Below are 21,587 nucleotides of genomic sequence, written 5' to 3' on the forward strand. Positions count from 1 at the left end.
TATTTGTTTTTGCCTAAAACGGCGTTAACAGATCTATGTAATATTTAGCCCTTAAAACTATTGGCAAGTATCTGAATAACGCTCAGCACTTCCAAAGAATGATTTACCCTGATTGTCCACGATGTCTACATACAGATCTGGTTTAACTGGAGCATTGGCGAATACAGAGCAATAAAACGGATGAATCTTTTCATTCACAAAGCGGTTTAAAGAGTCAGTTTCATCAGAAGAGTATTTATCTGCAGTTTTGCTAGACATCTGAACGTTCATATTAAAGTGTTTTGAATACTTCACTTTTTTAAGTACCGCACCAGTTTCAATCTGGTACGGTGTTTTAGTGTTAAGTAAACGCTCAACTTTACGTTTGTTTTCAGCAGTAGGAGAAAGCGCAACAGCAGATTTTAAGCTGTTTGTATTCAGGTTATTTAAAGAACTATTAGCTAAAACAGCGCACGACATAGACACTGAGATTATTGCAACTGCAGATAGTTTTAGTGTTTTGAATACGTTCATGTTTAACGACTTTCCTGTATATACTTAAATTATATACTTAATATACGATATTTGATTTTTTTGGAATTTTAATCTTATTTGATTTTGTTAATCGGTATATACCAATAAGATTGTTTATACGCAATTTAGCAAGAATCGCCCCCTTGTTTGGGGTTACAATTATTGTAATTTACAGATTGTTGATACAGGAAACCGATATGTCTGAAGAAGTAAAATACGAAGACCGTGTACGTGCTGCATACCGTTCTGCTCAAGGCAATGTAGCTCAAGAGTTCTCCCCTCACATTGTTAAAGCATGTGAAGCATCATCAAACGCACGTATGGAGCGCTTAGCAACTGGTCAAACAACATTTGACGAGGAAGAAGCTGCATTGATGAAGAAATGGAATGCACTTAAAAACAAAGCCTAATCATCGCGAATACAACCTAATCTAGCTTACAGCGGATTACCAAACCCAATCACTCATAAGTAGAACAATATGGACGATAAACTTGAGTTTTATTTAGATGCGAAAGACATCTTATCTCAACCTACCAGTTGCCAAGCGCAAGGCGACTATAAAAAGGCACTGGAAAAAGAAATCACGGAACATCGAATAGCGAAAATGGAAATTTCGCCGTTACGTGGCAATTACGATCTCGACCACCTCTCTAAAATCCATGAAAAAATCTTTGAGCATATTTACGATTGGGCTGGAGAAGTGCGTCTGGACGACATTTCTAAACGTGCGATCGACCCGAACGGTAATTATGAAATCGGTCATTTCCTAGATAAAAACCTGATCCCTGATGAACTGAATAAGTTCTCACAGGCGGTTAAAGAAAAAGACCACCTGAAAGGTTTGGACAAAGACCAGTTTGTGCAAGAGTTCACTCAGCTTTATGCCAAGTTAAATGAAGCTCACCCTTTTGAAGAGGGTAACGGTCGCGCTGCTAAACTGATGATGAACCAGCTGGCGAATGATGCTGGTTACACCATGGTATATAGCAAGGTCGCCGTATCAGATTGGAACTATGCGTTTAAACGTTCACTGACAGATCAAGAGCTTTATGTCGGTGAAAACTATGAAAACCTAGAACCGATGGAACAAGACCTCTCTTACCTTTTAAAAGTCATGGACAATATCATTGAACCATACGATCTAGTCCTGAAGCTTGAAAATACGGAAGAACAAGAGCAAGAACAGGAAAATGACCAGGATAAATCAAATGATGATGATTCACCGAGTTACGGATAATTAGATTAATCTGTATACGATAGCTTTTAATTGATTAAAAGATTCTTGAAAAAAGAATCTTTTTTTTTGAGAAAAATTTATAATGAAGTGACTCAGATTAAAATAAAACCTTAGGAAAATATTGTCCGAAACTTGGAGATGAATAATGAATAACGCAGCACATCAATTTGCAAATAAAGTGGTCGCTCAATACCAATTTACAAACGGAAGTGATTCAAGTCTGAATCATTTAATTATTGGCAACAGCACCGCAGAAATTATCGACACCTTAATTTATATGCTTTTCTCAAGCCATGCTGAAACCTATGACGATGGCGTTGTTTGGTTTAAATCAGTGGACGCAATTAATGTTGAGAAGTCTTACATTACTTACAACAGTCGTGAAAACTGCATTTTTGCTTATTTTGTGTTTGATAAAAATCCATTAATGCTGAAAACAACCACATTGCATATTGATAATGTTTGTTACTTTGGATGTGAAAGCGACACCACCAATAAAACCATCGAATTTTTAGAAAAATTCAAAGTTCGTGTATCCCTTGCTAAAGAGTGCCACAAGTTCAAATTCAATACTGAGCATCATGAAACCTTGATGCATGAAACCATCAAAACCTTAAAAACTATCTATGAAGAACATAACGACATGGATGCCGAAAAGTTATCTCAACACCATGACACAACTCATTTAGTTAACACATTTCTTGCTTAACCGTACACCATACAATAAACAAAACCCGAAAAAGGATATAACAATGCTATTAGGCGCTTTAAAACAATCTCTAAGCTCAGTCATCGACATGAACCGCTACACCGCCCTTTGCTCACATGTGGAGGGTGAAAACTTGCCGTTATGCGCTCAATTTCGTGTACTTAAATATATCTTTGGTGTGCATGGTCTAAGCGCACTTAAAAATTACAAAGAAGTTGAACACATTGACGAAGCCTTTTTGAAAAAACACTTCCTACGCATGATGAACTATGACTTTGAAGCAGTCATATACCTTGCTATGGTCGGCATGCGCGAACTTATCTTAGAAGCTGATGCTTTTGACCATGACGGCGAACAAAACACCCAAAATGAGCTTAAACAAGCATTCCAATACGTTTCAGAAAATGACGTTCGTAATTTTGCTTATGTCACTCACATGGGCTATTCAGAAAAGTATTTCAACTGGAATATCATTCGCCACCAGTCTAAAGATGAAGCGGATAATCCCCTCACCTTTTGGTTATTTAAGAATGCAATGTATTCACTATTTTTCAACTTAGCCAATCGGGAATAATGCCCCAACTCATTAAGAGTATTTAAGTCCGAACTTAAGTACTCTTTTTTTTGCATTAGAAAAATAGACCGGTATATACGCTGTCTAAGCATGGCTTAAAACGTATACGATGATTTTAATTGATTAAAATATTTTAAATATCCTTTACGTGTTTTAGGTCGGTTAATTAATTCCAATAAAGTTATTCATTAGTATTTTTTAAATAAAATGACTCTATCGAAAGCAATTGCTTAAAACTTGGAGTCCTCTAATGCATCAACTAGATAAGCTAAATCATTTAAAAAATATTATTAAGCAAGTACCACATGAACGTTTTGATCTGGACAAATGGCGCACGGATTCAAAAACCGAAAATGTGACTTTTGCTCAGCTTTTACTTAGTGATGCTGATTGTTGCGTCATGGGTTGGGCGACAGCTGATGCTACTTTTAGAAGACTTAACTTCATGTTGTTTGACGGCGTTCCCCTTTATGCGCCATTCCGTGCGAATACTGGTGAGCCATTCACTTATGAAGAACTCAAAACAAATGTTGTTTATCGCGGTTCTGAAGCAGTACGTGAGTTTTTTGGACTCAATTATGAAGATGTCGATCATATTATTTTTGAGAGCAACTACGCTTTTGAAGACCCAATCAAAGACGAGATTATTGATCATATCAACCATGTTATTGATCGTGTAAACATCCGTCCACAAGACCTTGACCATTTGTTATCTAGCTCAATTGTTGCACTGGATAAAGAAGTCCGTGAGTTCACTTTAAATGATGATGAAGTCCGTGAAATATCTGTTGTGGTTGATTGCTTCAATAAGTTTTTCCCCGATGGTGCTTATCTTGAGTTTATTGCTACGGTCAACGTACCAGGTGATTGTGATCCACTGGAATATATCGCCAGCAATTACAACATTAAAGAGCCATTAGCTTTCGTTCCTAAGCCGAATGAAGCATTAGAAGAATATCTGGAAACATACCCGATCGAATATCTCATGCATAACTGGCAAGAGGATTTCATTTCGCCGTATGACGAAATCATTAATCAACGTTTAACGCATATCGCATTGCAAAATTTAAATAACGCAAAAGTAGTTCAATAAGGAAACCTACCCATGAAAATTGAAAATCCGCAATTCGTCAGTGCCATCAACGAACTTGGCTTTTACTTGCCACAGCAAGTACAACAGATACCGAACACCACAGAAGCCGGTTTTCGTGTGTATGTGATCGATACAGCAAAACATACCAACATCGAGGCACTAATTAGTGCTATTGAGAATGTCAGTATCACTTCACAGCCCTTTTATTTTCAAGATGATTACGACATGGGCGTGTTTTTTGAGGGATTTAGTTTCTTCTTGCCTATGCTCATTACACAAGACAGTGATGCACCTTTATCACTGTTCTTAATTCAACTGGATTTGTAAGTCCAACAGCGGTACGTGCGCCAGTATGTACCGCTACCCCTTTTGGCACACCGCCTAAAACTTGGAGCAGATATGAACAAAGCAACGACCGTTGAGCGTTTAGAAAAGCTGATTGAGCTAGTGATCGAGGTCATTCCTGATGAAAGCTTTGATTTCGACATTTGGCGTGATTATGACGCAAGCCATACAGAACAACACACCGATTTCTTTTCAGGTTTCACCACTGAAGAATTGTTAGATAAAAATATTGTAGGATGCCTGATTGGTTGGGCTACGTCTGTCGAGTATTTCCAAAATCTAGGTTTCAATTTTCATGGTTCTGTTGGGCCAATCTTCATGTATGAAAAAATACTCAGCAATGAAGAGCTAAAAGATGCGCCTGTTGTCACTGTACCAGTCGTTTACCAGTGGAAAGCAGTACGTGAGTTTTTTGGCATCACTCAGGAAGATGCTTTGGTGATGTTTAGCTATGACAATTACGACCAGGCCAAAATTGATAAGGACACAATGATTCGATTTATTGAACGCATCATCCAAAAATATAAGTAACCACCGAAACGGCGCAATGCCGTTTTGCTAGGCGTTATAACCGCTTACGATGGATTTTATTTGATTAAAATATCTCGATATTTTTAAATTTTGAGAAAAGTTTTTCCCCTGGTACACCCCTCTATACTTAATCCATAGCAAGCAAGGCACAAAGCCTTAAATCTGGAGTAAGTCGAATGAATACAGCGCATAAGTACGATGATCAAGTCATCATCCCCACAATAGCCGGGCAACTGGAGTTGCTGTCTGGTACCGATCTAAACAAAGAACTGGCTGAGCATGTTTTTCATGAAGCACCAGACATCGATCTAAGTATCTATGACATTTTTATTGTCTGCTTAAGTGGCGGTAAGGATTCGATTGCAGCGTATTTGCGCTTACTGGAGGCTGGAGTAGATAAAAGCAAAATTGAGCTTTGGCACCACAAAATTGATGAAGAAAACCAGCCGTTCATGGATTGGGTGTTCATGGAAAACTATACCAAAGCATTCGCTCAGGCATTCGACACACCATTGTACTTCAGTTGGCTCGAGGGCGGTTTCCTTGGCGAAATGCTCAAAGAAAACAGCTACTCAAAACCCCACTTCGTAGAAACACCAGAGGGCTTAATTAAGCTTGAACGCGATAACAACCGCAGTAAACCAGGCACACGCTTGAAGTTCCCACAACAAGCAGCCAGCCTCATGACGCGCTGGTGTTCTTCAGCGTTAAAGATCGATGTCGGACGCAGAGCATTGAACAACCAAGAACGTTTTGACGGCAAGAACATTTGTTTTATCACTGGTGAACGCCGTGAAGAGTCACCAAACCGCAGTAAGTACAACCAGCTAGAACCGCACCCATGCGACCGTAGAAGCGGTAAAAAAGCAAGACGCGTTGACTGGTGGAAGAACGTGCTTCACTTCACTGAAGAGCAAGTATGGGCGTTACTGGAGAAGTACAAGGTTACGCCACCAGTGCCATATCGCTTAGGTTGGGGCCGTAGCTCATGCATGACCTGTATCTTCAACAGTCCTAAAATCTGGTCAACCATCAGCACCTACTACCCTGAACGCGCTCAGCTGATCGCTGGTTATGAACAAAAGTTTGACTGTACGATCAGTCGCTCAAAGATCGATGTCGTCAGTCTGAGCAATCGCATTGAGCCATTCGACATTCAGGATATGGAAGCACTGGTACAGTCCAAAATTGAAAGTTATTACCTACCAGTGTTCACGGATAACTGGACGGTTCCACCAGGCGCATTCAACAAGGAGGGTTGTGGATCGCTGTAAATTAGGGTGCCATTTGGCACCTTTTTAGGATGAAAACCGCAAGCGATGTTTTTTAATTGATTAAAAATGGTTTGGAATAATTTTGTTTTTGAATAAGTTTTTGACACCACCTGTCAGCATAAAATGATTTTAAACCAATCAATATGAGATGATGTTTATGACAACTTTAAACGAAACAATGCAAAAGTTCTGTAAAGCTAAGGCAATGATGACCTATTTAATGTCTGATGATCCTATCATTGATGAATCTGTCAGCCGTTACGAAAATTGGGCATTGGCTTATGACCTTTTGGTGAGTATTGGGCATCTGGATCTAGAACAAGTTGAGCAGATCTGGAATGAAAAAACCCATACCAATTTTACGCTTTGGGGTGTAGTTGGTGAATGCTCAATAGAAGAAATTGTATCGTATGTGACAGAAGAATATGACGCTCAAGCTGTCACACTGGCGCAGATTAATGAATTACAAGACGGTAAAACACTGGCAGAAATCTAAAATCAACCTAAGGAATGAGTTATTAATTAAGTATTAATAGCTCATTTTTTATTGTCTGAAACTATACAACTACCACCTTGAATCATTTTCACAGGCATCGCCATCGCCGTCACCATCCATCATGGTATCTGGGCAGTTTTTCACAAACCAATCAGCTTCTTCTTTAGATCGCATTTGAGAGCAATGCTTACGACCATCGCATTTATAGGCTACTGGCTTTTGATATATAGCATTTGTAGTTTGATTATCTTTATATAGATATTTCTTTAATTGAATGCTACCTAGATATGCCACCCCAATAGCTATGCTAATAAAAATTATCCATAGATATATTGGCAATGGTTTTTGCTTGTCTTGCGTTTGTTCATGGTCGGAATAGTAAACATGGATTGCCCTATTTTCATTTTCTTTTTTAACTACCTCGAAATAAACCTCTCGACCTGGTATTGGCTGTTCACCTTTCTGAAAATCCTTAATATGGAAAAATACATCACCAAAATTACTCGTGGATATAAAACCAAAACCACGTTCAATATTATAATTTTTAATTGTTCCTGTTAGTACCACCTAAAACCTCAAATATATATTAAAAGCTATATTAATTATAATTATTAAACCTGAATAAATACTATCTTTTTTTTAAAAAAAAGTTTTAAGGTTTATGGATTTATTATAATTAAAACATCAAAAGCAATTGCTTAAAACTTGGAGTAGCTATTATGAATAATTTTTTCGCTGGTGCTGAAGTCATCACTGTTTTTTCTTTACAAGACGCTTTAGAAGAGGGCGTGATTCTTTGCCTTAGCGATAAAGAAGAACATGCCAAAGATTGCAAACAGTTCTATAAGTTCCCTGTTTATATTACAAGCAACTTGTATAACAAGCACCTGACAGCTGCAAAAGCAATTTTTCCGAATGGTACGGAAGCTGATGCTGAAAAAATCAATGATTTAATGGGATATACCATCTTTGATATGTTGAACATGAGCGTTCGTGGTTCAGTTGCACTTAATGACCAAAGCGTTAAGTTTAAATATGCTCTACAAGATACACCGCATACCTTTTCTGACACCTTAATCACCAATATTGCTACGGTTGGGCCTGGCGTGAATGGTGAGCCTATCATTACTTTTATGATGCCTGAAGACCAATAAACACAACACCTAGCATTGACCAACCAATGCTAGGTTTTTTGAGATCCGAACGTTCATTGAGAGGTATTAAAAATGCAAATGGCTACTATGAAAATTGACAACCTTGACCTATTCGGCTTTGCAAATATGCAAGCAATAGAACAACAAAGAGAAAAAAACGAATTAAAACGTATAGAAACGATGAAGCTTGTCCGTTGTGACTGGTTTATCGCCGTGACATCTACTGGAGAGCTGTTTAAGTACAGTGAAAAAGTACCAGCTAAATATAAGGCGTTTAAAGGCATTAAATTATTCAAGTGCTGGAATGAAGCTACCGCGGATCTCGTGTTAAATGCCGTAAAAGGCGCAATCAAGGGTGATCATTACGAAATACCAGACGTTAAAAAAAGCAAAAAGTTTGCTGTTGATAGCTGGGTAAGAAACATTGATCTAAAGTTTCTACATTTGCCAGTCGGTCAACTCACCAACCTGTACAGGGAACATCAAGAGCGTTTAAGACTGAAGCGTGAAAAAGCCAGACTTAAAGAAAATGAAAACACGTATGACGTAGAACCGCACTAATCACACCCACCAGGAATAAGCACCCATAGCTTATTCCTTTCATAAGATGATGGCCGTAAACGGTGTTTTTAATTGATTAAAAATAACTTGAAATCATGAGCCTATCAGCCGAAATACTTTTACTGAAAAGTTATACAGGCCACATGCACCGATATAATGAATACATCAAAGCTCATTGCTTAAAACTTGGAGATACGACAATGCAACTACAAAAATTTAATACTGGTACTGCTAATGTGCGCCACTTGCTACAAAGCTTCACCCAAGCGTATGACGGTTTACCAAGTTGCGTCATCAATGTGATTGGCTTAGCAACCAAAGCAGATCCGCAGTTTATTTTTAACATTGAACTGGATGTCGTTTTATTTCACCAACATAAGTCACAAGCCTACTGCATTGAAGTCAATGCACCGTTACAGGTTCAAGCCATCGCAGACGCTCACGAATCATTTAGATTCAGTCCTGATGATTCTCATGCATTGATTGAGGGCGAAGTCATGGATGTGGCGATAAATTTACAACACCAAGCCATTAATGACATGATTCAATATGATTTGCTGTCAGATGCAGAACTGGAAAAGTTCAATACATGGAATAAAGGTTTCGCCAGTGCATTACTGACTGAATGTTTTGAAGATGTCGCAGATTTTAATGCGCTGCATAGCTCACATTTTATGGCGAACACTGTTTATTTAAGACTGATTGAGTACTTTAAAAACAACCTGTCATAAGAAACCATTAAACAAATAGAGGGAGATCCAATAAAGGTCTACCCTCTTTTTTTATGCCATTAGATTTAATGACGTATACGATGTTTTTTAATTGATTAAAAAAATATTGAAATTTTTCATTGCCAGTTCCATAAGTAATTTGAGAAAAGTTTTTAAGGGATATTTCACAGATATAATTAATTCATACCTAAGCAATTGCTTAAAACTTGGAGTTGAAGATATGAAAAGCGTACTTGATTTTTTTACAAACCGTTCTAAAACATTAAACATTATTGTGAATCCTGAATTAAATACAGGTCATTCCCTTGCTGATTTTTCGTATAACGAAGAATTGCATCAAGACCTTAATGTATTAACGGTTATTCCGCGTGATCATTACGGAAACTTTCTATCTTTAACCCTTGATGATTGGGGCGTGATTACTTCAAAAGTTCAATTCCCTGAACATCTTGATTTTAATCAATTACTCAGCATTTTTTGGGAAACACAACCCATTTTAGTTGTTACTGACATCGCACGTTCAGAAGTGCATGACAGCGACTTTTTTCAACAAAGCTTGGTCAAACAAGTCAATCTTGCATATAGCCGAGATATTGCCAGTGAATATGCACCAGAAGATGTTCACTACATCTCTCAATCTTTTGATTTAGATAAGCTGATGCGTTGCGGTGTATATCTGCAAGGTCATTGCTATTCAGCTCATGATTTCGTCATTAACAACCATAACCTATTTGAAAAAGACAGCTTGATTGTGCCTGTTTTTAACATCCACTCGACACAAAAAGAACTGCAACAATTTTTTGTGTTTGATCTGCAAGGCAGGTTTTTGGATTGCGTTGTTGGCACTGAAGTTTTGTACTAAGGAATATTGATCATGTCTAAAAAATACTTATTGATTAAATTGAGCTACGAAGCACCAAACAACACCAGTGCTGATGCTGTTTTGCACAATGTCTATATTGATATTAATCACCCTGAAAATCTGGCGATGTTTAGCGAGTCTTGCAAGAATCGCCATGAAATTAATGAAAACCTACCCATTTGCCAGTTAATCACTTCATGGGTTCGATTACTAGGGATCTTCACCATTCTGGACAATTCAGATCAGGACAAAGAAACCCCTGTTCTCATTCAACTTGCTGACGGCGGTACTTTATCTATCGATGGTTGGGAAATTCTCGACCAAGAAACCAAAGATAGACGCTTGGCGTTAATGGACATTGAGCCAGATGAAGAACAAGACGAAGACGACCCTATTTTGTTCGCTCATGAGTATTCAGACTCAATCACTCTCACCAAAGTCGAAAAGCCAGTAGCAGAAAGTGTATATGTCGCTATGCGTAACTCTTACAGCAACAACTTTGATTTAGTTCTTGAATGTATCTTGAATCCTGAAAAACATTACAGCCTATATCAAGGCTCATATGATGGCACTCATGTTCAAGTGATCCTGAATGACTTGGCACTCCTACCATCATGTAAGACACATAAATCAGAAATTGGCGACTATGTAACATGCAATGTACTGGAGCTGTTCAAAGGCTCAATAGATGCGTATGGCGCAGAAAGTGAATTTATTGATTCATTCGTGCAACTCGACATTACACCGTACTTAGATAGCACACTGAAAATGGACTACATCGAATTGCAGTTTAGCTACCAGAGCAACGATCTCATTGCATTTTTTGGGAATGATCCATGTTCTTAACATGGATCTCTATGGAATAGGAGAAAATACAATGTCTGATCATATCTATAATTACATCATCGGCAGAATCGACAAAAGCCGTAAAATTATGGTTCTGGTGAACTACGAATCAAGATCCAATCTGGTGACTCAAGCACAGTTAATGAAAGTCCAATTCCCGAACATCAATACCTTGAGAATGTTCCTGAATGACTTTGAGCCAACGGAAAAACATGTTATCCATTACTCGAAATACAGTAAAGAAATGCCATCAGGTGCAGATGGATATTTCCTATTTTCAGAACATGACCAGCAATGGAATATTTTTGATCCGAATGTCTTAAGTCGGTTTGTTTGTATATACCAAGAATCACCAGAGTTAGATAATTACCAAGATTACATCTGTTCTTGTGAAGTCAAAAACTCACCCACACTTAAAGCAAAACATAAAAAACAAGCATTTATGGAGAAGATGATCTTCACTTCATTGGGTTTTGAGCGTTATTGCCATCATTGCAACGGTTATGAACCACTGGATCGTTTTTATTATCATTCTGATACCAAAACCTATGAATCAGTTTGCAAGCCTTGTTATGTTCCTCATTACAAACCTTACAAGATGAAAAAACTTATGACCAGTACGGTTGAAGAATATATTTAATCATTAACTAGAAATCAAAAAGATGGCAACTATTAATTATTGCCATCTTTTATTTATTTTCTTTAACATATAAATTATAAACCCTAAATATAGGATTCCTTATGACTTTAAGTTATCAGCTTAATGAACTAAATAAAAAACAGAATAAAAGTAAAAATACAAATGAAGATCACCTGATGCATTACAACTTTTACTTAATAAAAGAATGTGATGCAATATTAAAATCATTCGGATATAACACGTTCAGGCTTAGATCAAATGAGATTAAAGGTAGACACATAAATGTACTTTTTCAGTATTGGAAAAACCAGACTCAAAATATTGTTATTTTAAAGCAGAAATATAACTTTTTATTGTGGTGGGCTAATAGTTGCAACAATGTTGGTGTTCTAAAAGAATTATCTGTTTATTTAAATAGCCCATTAAATAAAATATCCGCACCACTAGATAGCATAGAGTCTAAGTTTGGCTGGCATAATAATAGACTTCCTTCATAAATCAAAAAACGTACAATTTATTTGATCTTAAATTAATCAGCAAAATTATTTAATTCAAGGGATAATCCTTGGATGAAATTCAAAGATATTCAAAAATTATCAGACGTTAAGTTTCGTAGGCTTACCGGTGTTAGTTGGGCTACATTTAACCTCATGCTGGCCGAGATAAATAAGCAGTTACCCCGTCATATTGGTAAAGGACGACCGCATAAATTACCGTTGGAAGATCGTTTGCTCTTATGTATAGAATATTGGAGAGAATATCGAACATTTTTCCATCTTGGTATGAGTTACGGTGTATCTGAAACGAGTGCAATTCGTATCACACGTGTTATTGAAGATACCTTAATCCGTTCTGGAAAATTTAACTTGCCAAAACAACTTCCTAATCGAGATGAAGTGGATTGGGAAGTTGTTGTGATTGATGCAACTGAAATATTAGTTCAACGTCCAAAAAAAAACAGAAGAAATGGTATAGCGGTAAAAAAAAGCGACATACCTTTAAATTTCAGCTATCTATGCACTATACAACAGGTGAAATACTGAGTGTATGTGGAAGTCATGGAAGCATGCATGATTTTAAAATATTTAAAAAAAGCATGAGGAAATTAAAATTTAAGCCCTTTTTTATCGTTGATAAGGGGTATTTAGGGATAAAGAAATTGGGTTTTGGATGCCTCATGCCATCTAAAGCAAAGAAAACTGAAAAACTAGATTCTGAATTAAAAAAGTTAAATAAAGAGATTGGTCGTAGACGAATTCAAGTAGAGCATGTATTTGGAAGGATGAAATGTTTTAAGATTTTATCTTGTGTATATAGAAATCGTCGTAAACGATTAAACCTGCGGTTTAATTTACTTGCTGGCATATACAATTTAGATTGGGTGAAAGATAAACTATTAAATTGATTGAAAAATGATTTATGAAGGAAGTCTAATATTCACCTACCATCATATAAATGTCTTGAATGCGAAGTTCAGTTAGAATTAGTAAATAAATCTTATATATGCCCTATTTGTTCAAAGTATGTTGGAATTAATAGCGATGGTAGACCATTAGGATATATTGCAGATGAAGAACTTAGAGCTTGCAGAAAAAAAGCACATTATTTTTTTGATAACTTATGGCAAAGAAAGTTAATTACACACCCGAACCTAACAAAAAACCAAGCAAGAAGATTAGGCTATAAGTGGTTATCAGAAAAGTTAAATATATCGCACCATTTATGCCACATTGCTTTTTTTGATATAGATCTATGTAATCAGGTTATTTTAATATGTGAGCCTTATTTTATTTCATTAAATAGAAATAATTGATATTACTTTTATTCAACGTATACGGTGATTTTAATTGATTAAAATATTTTCATTGCTGAACCACTACCGTTGTTATATTCAGCTTCATTTATATTTTAAGAAAAAGTTATAAACGCCACTTAATAGCTATTATGGAATCTCAGATGTAGAGCACACGGCTCAAAACTTGGAGATTTTAAAATGTCACATTTCACAGTTGCAGTAGTTACCACCCCTGATGGTGATGTTGTAGATGCCCTAGAACCATTTTACGAATTTGAATGCTCAGGCATTAAAAACAAATATTGCATTTCAGAATCATCATTGGACGAAATTAAAGACCAATACGAATCGACAGAAATCACTTTGATGAAAAACTCAAAGCCTATCTTAGATGATGGTGAAGAACGCTATGCGTTTCTTGACGACCCTCGTTTCGTGCGTGATGCAACAGACTTAGAGCTTGATGCCATCAAAAACAACAAAGGTGATATTTTTGCTGACTTCCCGAACGGCGGTGAGCATTTATCAGTGGTACAGGTCAAAAACGATGATGGTACGTACTCAAGTCGCATTCGTGATTTAGGCATGTTCATTCAATGGCATCAAAAAGATGTGCCATGTACTGAAGTGTTTGAGCTTCAACAGTTCATTAATTGGTATAACGAAGAAGTTACGCCAACTGTTTTGACAGGTGAAAAACCTGATGAAAGTTGGACAGAATGGATAGAGCTTGATGCTGATGGCAAAGTGGTCGATTACTTCACCACCACCAACCCGAATCCGAAATACGATTGGTATGAAATCGGAGGACGTTGGAAAAACATGCTGTTGCGTCTTGATGGACGTAATGTGAATAGTTGCCCGATTGGTGAGCTTGATTTTGAATCCGAAATCAACCGTTTAAAAACCGAAGCCAACCGTGTTTATGACTACTTTGAAAAATGTATCGGTGATGCTTCACGTACTTGGCGTCCATTAAGTGAATTGTGGGCTGATGAATCAATCGAAACAGTCAATGAAAAGCGTGACATTTATCATAACCAAGATTCAATCAAAACAATTAGAGCCAATGACACTGATAAGTTTTATGGCTTGAGTGGCTATGATTTTGATGAATTTTTGGTGAGCCGTGAAGAATTCGTAGCTAAAAAATCAGCAAACCCATTCGGTACATACTGTTTCTTAGATGCGACCAGTGGTGATGAAATAGGCGACTGGACAGGTTCAGAGTGTGGCATGTTTGGACAGGATATTCGCAAGGAAGAAGATTGGGAAAACAAAAACCAAGCCTTGCTCAAGAGCTTTCCAAGCGACTATATAATCACGATTGTTGATTGCCATATCTAAAACCCAAACAGGGATAAGCGTAAAACCTTATCCCTTTTCTTTTGGGCATTTTTTAAAGCGCATTCGATGTTTTTTAATTGATTAAAAAGGTTTTGAATTTTTAAATTTTAAGAAAAATTAAACAGCTATTGCGCTTTGTATAATGAATATAGATTTAATCACTATCCTTAAAGGTTTTAATATGTGGAATACATTAGTTTTAATTCGTAAAACCGCAACGTCAAAAGAAATAAAAGACAAAGCTGATATGTATTTAAGCCAGTTAAATACTGCAACCATTTCAGCATCTCTTAAAGCTGAAATACTCTCTTTTATCGAATCTGTTTTAAACGATTAATCAACTTAGGCTCAACGCCTACAACTTGGAGAAACCCCATGAATTACTACAACACATTCACCATTCCATGCAATTTTAAAGTACAGCACATTGAAGATGGTCAATTTGTCGTGTTTTTTGCTGATGGCACTCAGTTAAGTTACCAGATTGAAAACACCAGCAAGGTTAAATGGATTGAACCTGAAGCATTCAGCTTAGAGCAAGTACTCCTAAGCTCAAAAGAGCCAATCAATGCCGATGATATTGACATCATTAAGTATGCTTCATACCGCTTAATTGCTGACACGCCATTGATTGATGATGATGGTAGCAATCCTGAGCCTGATTGCCTTTACTGCAAAAAATCTAGTGACACTCTTAACAGCCTCATACTTCAAGTCACTGAAGCACATACCCTCCCATGTTGGCTACTGACATCAAACGGCGTTCATATCCTAGATATTAATGAATTGACTGAAGTTTAATAACAACAATTAGTGAAGCATGTCTATTGCTTCACTTTTTGGCAGTTGAAAACCGCATTCGATGTTTTTTTAGTTGATTAAAAAAAGGTTTAGAAATTTGGTTGTGGCCAGCGCTAGATCTGGCGCACCAGGATCAATGCTTATTTTTATGGTTCCTTAATTGCTTCCATCATTTTAATAGCATCCTCATTACCATTTTTAGCTGCTATCTGTTAAAAGTCGCAGCAAGGATCAGTAAAACAATAATAAATAATTTCAAAAAAGTTTTTTGGTTTAGGTTCTATCTTAAAATTAACAATTAGAAGCACAACGCTTAAAACTTGGAGTTGAAATGGCTACTATTAATGAATTATTGAGCAAAAACCTTGATCGCAAATATGGTCCAATTGAAGCTCATGAAGTTATAGAACTTGTTCGTGTAACTCGTGCGCCAGAATCAGTAAATAACCCTTCAATGCCATCAGTTAGAATTTCTACTGCAGATCTGCACCATATGGTTGAACAAGCTAAAAAGTTCAATTTGTGGGAGGAATGGTCCACCAAGGTTTTAGCAACGCGATGGTGAGAAATCAAATACAGTGACTCACTTGGTTTTTGCTGAAGACTACTCAGGATCTAAATTGGTTCGTGAGAAAAACCAGTACTTGTGCTCAGCTGGAGGCTTATTCCCTGCAGATGAAGCAAAGAAAGAATTCAAAATGAAAGTAGGTGATGTTACCGTGGACACGGTACCGCACCTTGTTACATGTAAAGTGTGCCTATCACGTATTTTTACGCAACTAGCATTAACTCAATCTAATTAATCAAATTTATAAGGTGTTCATCATGAATAACAAAACAATTGCCAAAAAAATGATTAACCAAGTTAAATCGGTTATCACTGACCCACAAGCAAAAAGCTTGTTGGCTGCTTATCACGTAGAGGCGTCATTTACCCACTTCTACGAAACACACAGCCACATTTACCTGGTTGGTAAAGACATTACTGCAGTCATGGCCAATCATTTTCCATACTTCACGTTTAAGACTCGTGATAACAAGAAAACCCGTCACGGTATTGGCGATGGATCGATGTCTGATTGCTTAAACAAGCTGCGCCGTGTGTATCGCTTAGAAATAAAAAAACCGATTAGCGAGAAGTTTATCGCTGAAGTTGGTGCACCGACTTTCACAAAAAGCCAATCTGTAAGTCCTGTTGCTTATTTGATTGATGAAGTTGTGCAGCAAGAAACAGCGCCGATCGCACGGTCTGACGTTCAAAACAGTTTTCATGATCTTTTCAATTAATTTGAGGCTTACTCAAAAGTGTGAGAGAGACAAAATGACAAAACGCTGTTCTGGTGATGTGAAGTCACCCTGGTTCTTCATCGAGGACCAAATCCCAAACAAAGATGGCACGGCGTTTATTGTGTGGGATGAATTCTTAGACCATGAAATTAAACCTATCCGCTGGAGCGATAAGATCCGTGACTATGCTTCAGGTGATGTCGAATGGAGTGGAAGCTTCTTATTTTGGCGATATGATGATGGTACACCAGCTGAATCACCAAGAAGCTATCAGCAATCTTAATTTCTTATTTTGGAGGTAAAAGTACTTATATTTCCGAGGGTGTAGCCAATTGGTTTTGAGATCTAATCAATCTCATTAAAGCAAAGGTTTAATTCCTTGAATGTCAGTTCGAGTCTGACCATCCCCGTCATTGCCAACAAATTCCCTCAAATGAATCAATTGAAGACAATCATACCAGCCTCACTAAAATAGTTACGGCTTTGACGTTCTGACTTAGGTTCCCAATCTCTATTTTTCAGATTACATGATCCAGCAGCAATTTTAGCCTTGCCAAACTTACTTTGAATGCTTTGAAACGCCGTCATTAACGCTTGCTCTTTTTCAAGCTGCTCTACGTCAGTTAGTAGGCCGATCGTGCGATGTTCTTCTTTTATCAATTCACACAACATCACGCCACATTTCTTAAACTCTATCCCCTCTTTGTACAATTTATCAATCAGTGATGTGGCAGCTTTAACAAGTTGCATCAAATTGTTTGTAGGTTGGGTAAACGTGTATGTTAACGACTTGCTGTAATACGGTTTTGACTGGTCAAATGGGTTGGATTGCAAGAAAACAATCAGAGATCCGCAAAGCTGGTGTTCATCAACAAGCCGATTGAATGCATTATGGGTATATTTGCTGACGGCTTCTTGAAGAATTGAGAGCTCAGTAATTTTCTGGCCGAAAGATTTGCTCGAGACAATCTGTTGTTTCGCCTTAGGTGAACTTTCAAATTCAAAGCATGACTGGCCAAGCAATTCTAAAATCGTACTTTGCATATTCACATTGAAGAGTTCACGCATTCGATTCGGGTTGGATGTTGCAAGATCCAGCACAGTTAAAATCCCCATGTCATTAAGCTTTTTAGCGTACTTTCGCCCTACACCCCATATTTCATCAACTGGCATGCTTTGATAGTAGCTTTCGACATCTACCAGGCTCATTGTCACTAAATTACAGATTCCATTTAATTCTGGATTCTTTTTGGCAAGGTTGTTGGCCATTTTACTTTCAGTCAGTGTTCTACCAACACCCACGCACGTTGTTAAGCCAATAAGCTTATATACTTGATGCCGAATCTCCCGTGCCATTTCAGTAGCATCAAAGTTTTTAGTAAATTGAGTAAATTCTATAAAGCCTTCATCAATGCTGTAAATGCTGTAACAGCTTGGATCTACAAAACCAGATAATATTCCATGAAAACGACGTGACATTTCGCCATACAGCGCAAAATTGCTCGATAGCACATGAACGTTATGTTTATTGATGATGTCTTGGGCCTTAAAGAGTGGCGCACCCATCGGGATTTTTAAGAGTTTAGCTTCAGCGCTTCTCGCGATGATTGTTCCGTCATTAGAGCTTAAGACAACGCATGGTTTACCCTTTAACTTAGGGTTCCAAAATGCTTCCATCGAACAATATGCCGAATTTATATCAACATGAATAAATACCCGGTTTGTCATTTTCGTGCGTCTTTAATGATGTAAGTCACTACGCCCCACACAATCAATTCCTGTTCAGGTTTTAGAAAAATATGTGAGTGCTCTTGGTTTTCTGCTTTAAGCCAAACTGGAGGGATAGATTTTGCATCTGGACCAAAAATTTCATTAATTTCACCAGCTGACATTTGCTTGGTGATCATCAACCGCTTAACGGTAAAGTCTGTTTCTAGCTGAGCAACAATAATATCTAGATGCTTGGCATCGAAGCTTCTATCGATTATGAGCTTATCGTTAATATCTATACCAGCATTTAGCATGGAACGAGAGCCTACTTTACCAATAAACGTAGAGTACTCATTGGTGATCAGCATTTCGTTGAGATCGACCGACTTTTCAATAAAATCTTGTGCTGGTGATGCAAATCCAGCTGATAATAATTCAGCTGCAATAGGAATTTGTAAAAGCGAGTTAGATCTGACGTGCTCGAGGTCAAGAATATCGCTTATCTTTTTATTTGCACCGCTAAATGCGATAACTTTCGTTTCAGGTTTTCCTGACGTTGAACTGCAAGTAGACATGAAAAAAACCTTACTATGATTTGAGCCCCATTGTATTGAGAGCTGTATGTTTGTTCAAATATTTCTTAAAAGTTACCAATACACAATGGGTTATCCTTGGAGTTAGAATAAAGATCGTCTATCTTATGAATAATAAAATTTACACGTAATATGTCAGAGATGATGCCAATTATTCATTACTTAACAGTACAGGTTTGCAAACGGGTATTCATAGAGCCTAACTACGGCGTAATGCGTTCTAATGATCCATTAGTTATAGATCCTGATCTATCAATGCAGCCATTATGTTTACTTGGCATCTCCGTCAATGATTTTCCATTAAATTACACGGAATATTATGAAAAAAATGACAGTAGTTGTTCCCTGTCAAAATTCCTGAAGACTTTTTGGAGCCGTTACTACAAGACTAATGGCCCAAATATTCCATTAGTTTTTGGAATACCAGATATCCTGGTTATCGATCATCGTGTGAAGGATATTATTAATCAATCATTTTATAGTTGGTTAGACTCGAATAATATTCAATATGAGTTTTCTGATAGTAAGAATAAAAAAGCTATTGCTAATTTTCGTCAGCATCAACACTATCCTTATATTGAATGTTACTCTGAGATAGACGTCCTAGATACATATAAAACTAAAAATGAAGAATATGCCTTACCTTTATCCGTTCTAAACACGATGACTAACTATTTAGATAGTGTTTTTCTCTTATCAAAGCATCGTAAAACTTTAATAGCGTATACCAGCAGACCTATTAAGCATCCAACATTTACAGAGTGCTGTCCTAACGATCTCCGACTATTTGACATTACACCTTTAGAAAGTAAAGCCGATAGAACTTTACAGGATGCATATTGGGTTAGCTCCGATTTAGAAAATGGCAATTATGGATACTTGCGGAATAGACAAGTGAAAGAAGACATAGATTGCACCAGAGAAGATAAAAAAGCTTTTTTGGCCCTAATAAAATCATTGCCAGTTACTCAATGGATGGATATTTTTACAAGCAATCAGATTGAATTATTGAATCAATTAAAAAAACAACGATACAAAGACACAATTGATATCGATCAGATTAATTACGCAGATATGTGTTTTAAATTAGGGTTAAGTAGGGATTCTCAATACACAGTTTTAGCACTGGAGACATCTAAATTAAAACGTTCTGAAATGATTGAACTTTGGGATCAATATTCTCATGGAGGTGATGTTAAGTACTCTTGTGAAATTATGCTTCCTGACTGGTACTCTTCGCGAAATGATAAAATTTACAGATATTTTTATTTATCTATGTGGAACAGCAGCATTATTTTCATAAGTGAATCAGGATCTCCAGCAACAAAATGTTTTGATCAAGATGAATGCATTAATTACATGTCAAAAAATCAATTCAAAATACATAATTTAAGTAATATCGTTGATATACGTCACTTTGATGAATTGCTATTAAACAACAGGCAATATTTATTGAACATCGTTAAAGAAATGGATGCTTTTGAACTTTTAAAGGACCTAAATACCGTATAAAACAGAGTGTGGAAACACACTCTGTTTTATAGAAAATGATTTCTATTGGATATAATTGGACAAGTAATTATAAATACTCGGATCTTCAATATCCGATGGGAATCCACGATCACAGACAAGGATAAACTTATTCCCCTGCTTTATAATTAATGGCTCTGTTCCATCTACTTCGTCTAAGTCTAAATGCAAATTTTCACAAACATATTCGTACATTGCTTCTTTAGAGATAAAATCTTTCAAGCCAAAACAACTTAGGATTGTACAATCCATCTCCACTGATTGATCAACAGAAAAACTGCTGGTATGAACGGCGTTATACACAGGAATTAGTATCTTCCGGGCGCATTGAATCCCCTATAAAACAAATTCTTCTTTTTTAACGCTGTGCCATACAGCCCGGTTGAACATTTTAAGCATAGGTTTTATTAATTATTAACTGTAAAATATTATAGTTTAAACATCAATATTAACTACTTTTAATAGTTAGGAACTCCAGTTTTATCAGGCTTTGTTGCACAAAGATTTGAAATGCAAAGCGCCCCTAATTGAGCCAAATTTAAGGCGTAATTTGGGTAAGTGGTCGACCTAATTCCGTAAATCGGTTGAGGACTGCTACACGTGCATGAATTTCATTCACCTGACTAGGAAAGCTTCTTGCCATTAATTTATCGCCTAATAATTTGATGCAATGCAGCTTGGTTTCCACCAAACTGCGGCGATGATAGCCTGACCATTTTTTCCATAATGTCCTGCCTAAACGTTTAACTGTTCGAAGTAATTCATTTCGCTCTAGCGAGCTACTCTTTCTATCTTTCCATGGTTTCGCATTTTTTCTAGGTGGAATCACTGCATGTGCTTGCCGATCTGCAATGACCTGACGGCATTGCTTGGTGTCATAAGCTCCATCGGTATAAACAGAGTCAATCTGCTCATCTTGTGGAATCTGATTAAGTAAATCACCAAGCACCTGTGAAT

At 37.0% G+C, this 21,587-nt stretch carries 30 protein-coding genes, 1 tRNA gene and 2 pseudogenes; 27 read left to right on the forward strand and 6 right to left on the reverse strand.

Annotation, left to right across the window (positions count from 1 at the left end):
• Nucleotides 1–57: 57 nt before the first annotated feature.
• Nucleotides 58–513 (reverse strand): hypothetical protein, encoded by a 456-nt coding sequence (locus MF4640_RS06715; protein WP_005006073.1) that lies wholly within the window; start codon nucleotides 511–513, stop codon nucleotides 58–60.
• A gap of 197 nt (nucleotides 514–710) precedes the next feature.
• On the opposite strand from MF4640_RS06715, the gene MF4640_RS06720 reads away from it, so the two are divergent.
• The 9 genes from MF4640_RS06720 (at nucleotide 711) to MF4640_RS06760 (ending at nucleotide 6,773) form a co-directional block, all read left to right on the forward strand.
• Nucleotides 711–923, forward strand: coding sequence for a hypothetical protein (locus tag MF4640_RS06720; protein ID WP_005006071.1), 213 nt, complete (start codon nucleotides 711–713; stop codon nucleotides 921–923).
• A 69-nt stretch (nucleotides 924–992) separates the two neighbouring features.
• Nucleotides 993–1,751, forward strand: a complete 759-nt coding sequence (locus tag MF4640_RS06725) for a Fic/DOC family protein (RefSeq protein WP_005006069.1) — start codon at nucleotides 993–995, stop codon at nucleotides 1,749–1,751.
• Nucleotides 1,752–1,896: 145 nt separating this feature from the next.
• Nucleotides 1,897–2,460 (forward strand): hypothetical protein, encoded by a 564-nt coding sequence (locus MF4640_RS06730; protein ID WP_005006063.1) that lies wholly within the window; start codon nucleotides 1,897–1,899, stop codon nucleotides 2,458–2,460.
• A gap of 43 nt (nucleotides 2,461–2,503) precedes the next feature.
• Nucleotides 2,504–3,034, forward strand: a complete 531-nt coding sequence (locus MF4640_RS06735) for a hypothetical protein (protein ID WP_005006061.1) — start codon at nucleotides 2,504–2,506, stop codon at nucleotides 3,032–3,034.
• Between the two features lie 250 nt (nucleotides 3,035–3,284).
• Nucleotides 3,285–4,127 carry a hypothetical protein gene (locus tag MF4640_RS06740; protein ID WP_005006057.1) on the forward strand — a complete coding sequence of 281 codons (843 nt, stop codon included), beginning with the start codon at nucleotides 3,285–3,287 and terminating at the stop codon, nucleotides 4,125–4,127.
• Between the two features lie 12 nt (nucleotides 4,128–4,139).
• Entirely contained in the window at nucleotides 4,140–4,454 is a 315-nt protein-coding gene (locus MF4640_RS06745) for a hypothetical protein (RefSeq protein WP_068523937.1), read from the forward strand.
• A 72-nt stretch (nucleotides 4,455–4,526) separates the two neighbouring features.
• On the forward strand, nucleotides 4,527–5,003 hold the full coding sequence (locus MF4640_RS06750; RefSeq protein ID WP_005006052.1) for a hypothetical protein: 477 nt from the start codon (nucleotides 4,527–4,529) through the stop codon (nucleotides 5,001–5,003).
• A 176-nt stretch (nucleotides 5,004–5,179) separates the two neighbouring features.
• On the forward strand, nucleotides 5,180–6,277 hold the full coding sequence (locus MF4640_RS06755; protein ID WP_005006051.1) for a hypothetical protein: 1,098 nt from the start codon (nucleotides 5,180–5,182) through the stop codon (nucleotides 6,275–6,277).
• 157 nt (nucleotides 6,278–6,434) lie between these two features.
• Nucleotides 6,435–6,773 (forward strand): hypothetical protein, encoded by a 339-nt coding sequence (locus MF4640_RS06760; RefSeq protein WP_005006049.1) that lies wholly within the window; start codon nucleotides 6,435–6,437, stop codon nucleotides 6,771–6,773.
• 69 nt (nucleotides 6,774–6,842) lie between these two features.
• On the opposite strand, the pseudogene MF4640_RS19960 reads toward MF4640_RS06760, so the two are convergent.
• Nucleotides 6,843–6,980: pseudogene (locus tag MF4640_RS19960) on the reverse strand (excalibur calcium-binding domain-containing protein); the annotation flags it as partial.
• A 183-nt stretch (nucleotides 6,981–7,163) separates the two neighbouring features.
• Nucleotides 7,164–7,340 (reverse strand): annotated as a pseudogene (locus MF4640_RS19965) (cold shock domain-containing protein); the annotation flags it as partial.
• A 152-nt stretch (nucleotides 7,341–7,492) separates the two neighbouring features.
• Here MF4640_RS19965 and MF4640_RS06770 point away from each other — a divergent pair.
• The 17 genes from MF4640_RS06770 (at nucleotide 7,493) to MF4640_RS19260 (ending at nucleotide 17,207) form a co-directional block, all read left to right on the forward strand.
• Entirely contained in the window at nucleotides 7,493–7,927 is a 435-nt protein-coding gene (locus MF4640_RS06770) for a DUF6573 family protein (RefSeq protein ID WP_005006045.1), read from the forward strand.
• A gap of 72 nt (nucleotides 7,928–7,999) precedes the next feature.
• Nucleotides 8,000–8,488: a hypothetical protein gene (locus MF4640_RS06775; RefSeq protein ID WP_068523932.1), complete on the forward strand. Its 489-nt coding sequence runs from the start codon at nucleotides 8,000–8,002 to the stop codon at nucleotides 8,486–8,488.
• A gap of 200 nt (nucleotides 8,489–8,688) precedes the next feature.
• Entirely contained in the window at nucleotides 8,689–9,219 is a 531-nt protein-coding gene (locus MF4640_RS06780) for a hypothetical protein (protein ID WP_005028543.1), read from the forward strand.
• 220 nt (nucleotides 9,220–9,439) lie between these two features.
• Nucleotides 9,440–10,081, forward strand: coding sequence for a hypothetical protein (locus MF4640_RS06785; protein ID WP_005006038.1), 642 nt, complete (start codon nucleotides 9,440–9,442; stop codon nucleotides 10,079–10,081).
• A gap of 12 nt (nucleotides 10,082–10,093) precedes the next feature.
• Nucleotides 10,094–10,927, forward strand: a complete 834-nt coding sequence (locus MF4640_RS06790; RefSeq protein ID WP_005028546.1) for a hypothetical protein — start codon at nucleotides 10,094–10,096, stop codon at nucleotides 10,925–10,927.
• Between the two features lie 31 nt (nucleotides 10,928–10,958).
• A complete protein-coding gene (locus tag MF4640_RS06795; RefSeq protein WP_005006032.1) occupies nucleotides 10,959–11,567 on the forward strand; it encodes a hypothetical protein in 609 nt (202 codons plus the stop codon).
• Nucleotides 11,568–11,668: 101 nt separating this feature from the next.
• Nucleotides 11,669–12,064, forward strand: a complete 396-nt coding sequence (locus tag MF4640_RS06800) for a hypothetical protein (RefSeq protein WP_227518628.1) — start codon at nucleotides 11,669–11,671, stop codon at nucleotides 12,062–12,064.
• Nucleotides 12,065–12,136: 72 nt separating this feature from the next.
• Nucleotides 12,137–12,610 carry a transposase family protein gene (locus MF4640_RS06805; protein ID WP_101495474.1) on the forward strand — a complete coding sequence of 158 codons (474 nt, stop codon included), beginning with the start codon at nucleotides 12,137–12,139 and terminating at the stop codon, nucleotides 12,608–12,610.
• A complete protein-coding gene (locus MF4640_RS06810) occupies nucleotides 12,502–12,972 on the forward strand; it encodes an IS5/IS1182 family transposase (protein WP_077165880.1) in 471 nt (156 codons plus the stop codon). Before MF4640_RS06805 ends, MF4640_RS06810 begins: the two co-directional genes overlap by 109 nt.
• 96 nt (nucleotides 12,973–13,068) lie before the next feature.
• Complete coding sequence (locus tag MF4640_RS19590; RefSeq protein WP_227518629.1) at nucleotides 13,069–13,380, forward strand: zinc-finger-containing protein; 312 nt, start codon at nucleotides 13,069–13,071, stop codon at nucleotides 13,378–13,380.
• Nucleotides 13,381–13,560: 180 nt separating this feature from the next.
• On the forward strand, nucleotides 13,561–14,709 hold the full coding sequence (locus MF4640_RS06820; RefSeq protein WP_005006031.1) for a hypothetical protein: 1,149 nt from the start codon (nucleotides 13,561–13,563) through the stop codon (nucleotides 14,707–14,709).
• Between the two features lie 181 nt (nucleotides 14,710–14,890).
• Entirely contained in the window at nucleotides 14,891–15,046 is a 156-nt protein-coding gene (locus MF4640_RS06825; RefSeq protein ID WP_005006030.1) for a hypothetical protein, read from the forward strand.
• Between the two features lie 38 nt (nucleotides 15,047–15,084).
• Nucleotides 15,085–15,510: a hypothetical protein gene (locus tag MF4640_RS06830; RefSeq protein WP_005006029.1), complete on the forward strand. Its 426-nt coding sequence runs from the start codon at nucleotides 15,085–15,087 to the stop codon at nucleotides 15,508–15,510.
• A 331-nt stretch (nucleotides 15,511–15,841) separates the two neighbouring features.
• Nucleotides 15,842–16,075, forward strand: a complete 234-nt coding sequence (locus MF4640_RS06835; RefSeq protein ID WP_005006026.1) for a hypothetical protein — start codon at nucleotides 15,842–15,844, stop codon at nucleotides 16,073–16,075.
• Nucleotides 16,076–16,335: 260 nt separating this feature from the next.
• Nucleotides 16,336–16,797 (forward strand): hypothetical protein, encoded by a 462-nt coding sequence (locus tag MF4640_RS06845; RefSeq protein ID WP_078389077.1) that lies wholly within the window; start codon nucleotides 16,336–16,338, stop codon nucleotides 16,795–16,797.
• A gap of 34 nt (nucleotides 16,798–16,831) precedes the next feature.
• A complete protein-coding gene (locus MF4640_RS06850; protein WP_005006022.1) occupies nucleotides 16,832–17,080 on the forward strand; it encodes a hypothetical protein in 249 nt (82 codons plus the stop codon).
• A 35-nt stretch (nucleotides 17,081–17,115) separates the two neighbouring features.
• Nucleotides 17,116–17,207 (forward strand) — tRNA-OTHER (locus MF4640_RS19260).
• A gap of 28 nt (nucleotides 17,208–17,235) precedes the next feature.
• Here the strand turns inward: MF4640_RS19260 and MF4640_RS06855 are convergent.
• Nucleotides 17,236–18,525, reverse strand: a complete 1,290-nt coding sequence (locus MF4640_RS06855; RefSeq protein WP_078389078.1) for a Y-family DNA polymerase — start codon at nucleotides 18,523–18,525, stop codon at nucleotides 17,236–17,238.
• Nucleotides 18,522–19,082 (reverse strand): translesion error-prone DNA polymerase V autoproteolytic subunit, encoded by a 561-nt coding sequence (gene umuD / locus MF4640_RS06860; protein ID WP_078389079.1) that lies wholly within the window; start codon nucleotides 19,080–19,082, stop codon nucleotides 18,522–18,524. The genes MF4640_RS06855 and umuD overlap by 4 nt, the downstream gene beginning before the upstream one ends.
• Before the next feature lie 150 nt (nucleotides 19,083–19,232).
• On the opposite strand from umuD, the gene MF4640_RS06865 reads away from it, so the two are divergent.
• The gene (locus tag MF4640_RS06865; RefSeq protein ID WP_005006018.1) at nucleotides 19,233–20,612 is read left to right on the forward strand and encodes a hypothetical protein; all 1,380 of its coding nucleotides are present in this window, start codon (nucleotides 19,233–19,235) and stop codon (nucleotides 20,610–20,612) included.
• 556 nt (nucleotides 20,613–21,168) lie between these two features.
• On the opposite strand, the gene MF4640_RS06875 is transcribed toward MF4640_RS06865, so the two are convergent.
• On the reverse strand, nucleotides 21,169–21,587 hold a 419-nt coding region (locus tag MF4640_RS06875), incomplete at its 5' end, for an IS5 family transposase (protein ID WP_153042471.1).

The sequence above is a fragment of the Acinetobacter sp. MF4640 genome (assembly GCF_002018895.1).
GTDB classification, from domain to species: Bacteria; Pseudomonadota; Gammaproteobacteria; order Pseudomonadales; family Moraxellaceae; genus Acinetobacter; species Acinetobacter johnsonii.

What these genes read in the sequence shown, in the direction of transcription:
- MF4640_RS06850 (WP_005006022.1), top strand. Translation starts at nt 16,832, where the DNA reads ATGACAAAACGCTGTTCTGGTGATGTGAAGTCACCCTGGTTCTTCATC.
- MF4640_RS06775 (WP_068523932.1), top strand. Translation starts at nt 8,000, where the DNA reads ATGCAAATGGCTACTATGAAAATTGACAACCTTGACCTATTCGGCTTT.
- MF4640_RS06730 (WP_005006063.1), top strand. Translation starts at nt 1,897, where the DNA reads ATGAATAACGCAGCACATCAATTTGCAAATAAAGTGGTCGCTCAATAC.
- MF4640_RS06865 (WP_005006018.1), top strand. Translation starts at nt 19,233, where the DNA reads ATGTCAGAGATGATGCCAATTATTCATTACTTAACAGTACAGGTTTGC.
- MF4640_RS06750 (WP_005006052.1), top strand. Translation starts at nt 4,527, where the DNA reads ATGAACAAAGCAACGACCGTTGAGCGTTTAGAAAAGCTGATTGAGCTA.
- MF4640_RS06785 (WP_005006038.1), top strand. Translation starts at nt 9,440, where the DNA reads ATGAAAAGCGTACTTGATTTTTTTACAAACCGTTCTAAAACATTAAAC.
- MF4640_RS06800 (WP_227518628.1), top strand. Translation starts at nt 11,669, where the DNA reads ATGACTTTAAGTTATCAGCTTAATGAACTAAATAAAAAACAGAATAAA.
- MF4640_RS06770 (WP_005006045.1), top strand. Translation starts at nt 7,493, where the DNA reads ATGAATAATTTTTTCGCTGGTGCTGAAGTCATCACTGTTTTTTCTTTA.
- MF4640_RS06725 (WP_005006069.1), top strand. Translation starts at nt 993, where the DNA reads ATGGACGATAAACTTGAGTTTTATTTAGATGCGAAAGACATCTTATCT.
- MF4640_RS06720 (WP_005006071.1), top strand. Translation starts at nt 711, where the DNA reads ATGTCTGAAGAAGTAAAATACGAAGACCGTGTACGTGCTGCATACCGT.
- MF4640_RS06805 (WP_101495474.1), top strand. Translation starts at nt 12,137, where the DNA reads ATGAAATTCAAAGATATTCAAAAATTATCAGACGTTAAGTTTCGTAGG.
- MF4640_RS06735 (WP_005006061.1), top strand. Translation starts at nt 2,504, where the DNA reads ATGCTATTAGGCGCTTTAAAACAATCTCTAAGCTCAGTCATCGACATG.
- MF4640_RS06825 (WP_005006030.1), top strand. Translation starts at nt 14,891, where the DNA reads ATGTGGAATACATTAGTTTTAATTCGTAAAACCGCAACGTCAAAAGAA.
- MF4640_RS06745 (WP_068523937.1), top strand. Translation starts at nt 4,140, where the DNA reads ATGAAAATTGAAAATCCGCAATTCGTCAGTGCCATCAACGAACTTGGC.
- MF4640_RS06795 (WP_005006032.1), top strand. Translation starts at nt 10,959, where the DNA reads ATGTCTGATCATATCTATAATTACATCATCGGCAGAATCGACAAAAGC.
- MF4640_RS06835 (WP_005006026.1), top strand. Translation starts at nt 15,842, where the DNA reads ATGGCTACTATTAATGAATTATTGAGCAAAAACCTTGATCGCAAATAT.
- MF4640_RS06740 (WP_005006057.1), top strand. Translation starts at nt 3,285, where the DNA reads ATGCATCAACTAGATAAGCTAAATCATTTAAAAAATATTATTAAGCAA.
- MF4640_RS06780 (WP_005028543.1), top strand. Translation starts at nt 8,689, where the DNA reads ATGCAACTACAAAAATTTAATACTGGTACTGCTAATGTGCGCCACTTG.
- MF4640_RS06715 (WP_005006073.1), bottom strand. Translation starts at nt 513, where the DNA reads ATGAACGTATTCAAAACACTAAAACTATCTGCAGTTGCAATAATCTCA.
- MF4640_RS06755 (WP_005006051.1), top strand. Translation starts at nt 5,180, where the DNA reads ATGAATACAGCGCATAAGTACGATGATCAAGTCATCATCCCCACAATA.
- MF4640_RS06830 (WP_005006029.1), top strand. Translation starts at nt 15,085, where the DNA reads ATGAATTACTACAACACATTCACCATTCCATGCAATTTTAAAGTACAG.
- MF4640_RS06845 (WP_078389077.1), top strand. Translation starts at nt 16,336, where the DNA reads ATGAATAACAAAACAATTGCCAAAAAAATGATTAACCAAGTTAAATCG.
- umuD (WP_078389079.1), bottom strand. Translation starts at nt 19,082, where the DNA reads ATGTCTACTTGCAGTTCAACGTCAGGAAAACCTGAAACGAAAGTTATC.
- MF4640_RS06790 (WP_005028546.1), top strand. Translation starts at nt 10,094, where the DNA reads ATGTCTAAAAAATACTTATTGATTAAATTGAGCTACGAAGCACCAAAC.
- MF4640_RS06760 (WP_005006049.1), top strand. Translation starts at nt 6,435, where the DNA reads ATGACAACTTTAAACGAAACAATGCAAAAGTTCTGTAAAGCTAAGGCA.
- MF4640_RS06855 (WP_078389078.1), bottom strand. Translation starts at nt 18,525, where the DNA reads ATGACAAACCGGGTATTTATTCATGTTGATATAAATTCGGCATATTGT.
- MF4640_RS06820 (WP_005006031.1), top strand. Translation starts at nt 13,561, where the DNA reads ATGTCACATTTCACAGTTGCAGTAGTTACCACCCCTGATGGTGATGTT.